Source organism: Pseudomonas sp. 21615526 (assembly GCF_013386245.1).
Classification (GTDB): domain Bacteria; phylum Pseudomonadota; class Gammaproteobacteria; order Pseudomonadales; family Pseudomonadaceae; genus Aquipseudomonas.
Window position 1 is genome coordinate 280 of the sequence record NZ_JACAOM010000188.1, and the last position, 1,430, is coordinate 1,709.

General features: G+C 58.9%; 2 protein-coding genes. Both read left to right on the forward strand.

Going from position 1 to position 1,430, the window contains the following annotated elements:
* On the forward strand, positions 1-259 hold a 259-nt coding region (locus HX786_RS32110; RefSeq protein ID WP_256735344.1), incomplete at its 5' end, for a LysR family transcriptional regulator substrate-binding protein.
* Between the two features lie 167 nt (positions 260-426).
* Positions 427-1,430: PAS domain-containing methyl-accepting chemotaxis protein (locus tag HX786_RS30570; protein WP_178913034.1), on the forward strand; the 1,004-nt coding region annotated here is incomplete at its 3' end.

Below are 1,430 nucleotides of genomic sequence, written 5' to 3' on the forward strand. Positions count from 1 at the left end.
CCGCAGCCTGGCGCAGGAAGCCGGCCTGGTGCTGCGCGAGGTGCGGGTGGAAGTGCGCGAATGGAACAGCGCTTTCAGCCTGGTGCGTGAAGGCGTGGGAGTGACGCTGGTGCCCGAGATGACCCTGCCGGCCCAGCGCCAAGGCTTGCGCATCATGCCCCTGGCGGAGCCGGTGCATCGCGAGTTTGCGTTGGTGACATCACGCCACCAACCGCCCTCCGCAGTGGTTAATGCTTTGTTGCAAATGCTGGCTGACTAGTGGCCTTGCATAGCGCCAACGCCTGTCTATGCTCACCCAGAACCGTTGATGACGCTCGGCATATAAAGCGTTTCGGATAGGTTTCCCCATAAAGGTCTTCGATCAAGATTCAAACCGTGAATGGAATGCGCCCGCGTGGGCGTCGGGAAAATAAAGGGTGATCTGACATGTTCAACCGCCAACACAAATCCGACCTGCTGGAAATCGAACGTTTCTCCTGCGCCCTTACCGAAGCCAAAGCCAAATTGGCCGCCATCAGCCGTTCCATGGCAATGATCGAGTTTGATCGCGACGGCATCGTGCTGGATGCCAATGAAAATTTCTGCAAGACCATGGGCTACCGCGCCGAAGAAATTCGCGGCAAGCATCACCGGATTTTCTGCGAAGAGGCCTACACCCACACCGACGCCTACGCCAAGCTCTGGCGCGACCTGGCGCGGGGCGAGCCCCTCAGTGGCACCTTCATGCGGTTGAACAAGCATGGTCAGGAAGTGTGGCTGGAGGCCAGTTACATGCCGGTAATCGGTGCCGACAACCAGGTGCAAAGCGTGATCAAGGTGGCCTCGGACATCTCGGCGCGGATTCACCGCGAGCATGAAAACCAGAGCCTGATCGACGCCATCGGCCGCTCCATGGCGGTCATTGAATTCACCCCGCAAGGCCAGATTCTGAATGCCAACGACAACTTCCTGAAGACGGTGAAGTATTCCCTCAGTGAAATCGTCGGCCAGCACCACAGTCTGTTTTGTCATCGCGGTGAGACCGATTCGCCGGCCTACAAGGCATTCTGGGCCTCGCTCAACCGCGGCGAATATCACGCCCACCGCTTTGAGCGCAAAGATAAATTCGGCCAAACGCTGTTCCTGGAAGCCTCCTACAACCCGATCTTCGATGCCAACGGGCGCCTGTACAAAGTGGTGAAGTTCGCCAGCGACATCACCGACCAGGTCACCACCTTGCGCACGGCTGCCGACTCGGCTCACGCCACCTCGGTGCAAAACGACGCCTGCGCCCGCAAGGGTTCGGAAGTGGTGCAGCAGACCGTGCAGATCATCGAAGAAATTTCCCGTGACCTTAACGAAGCGGCCGTGAGCATCGACGCAGTGAGCAAGCAGTCGGACATCATCGGCACCATCGTCCAGACCATCCGCGGCATCGCCGACCAGACCAA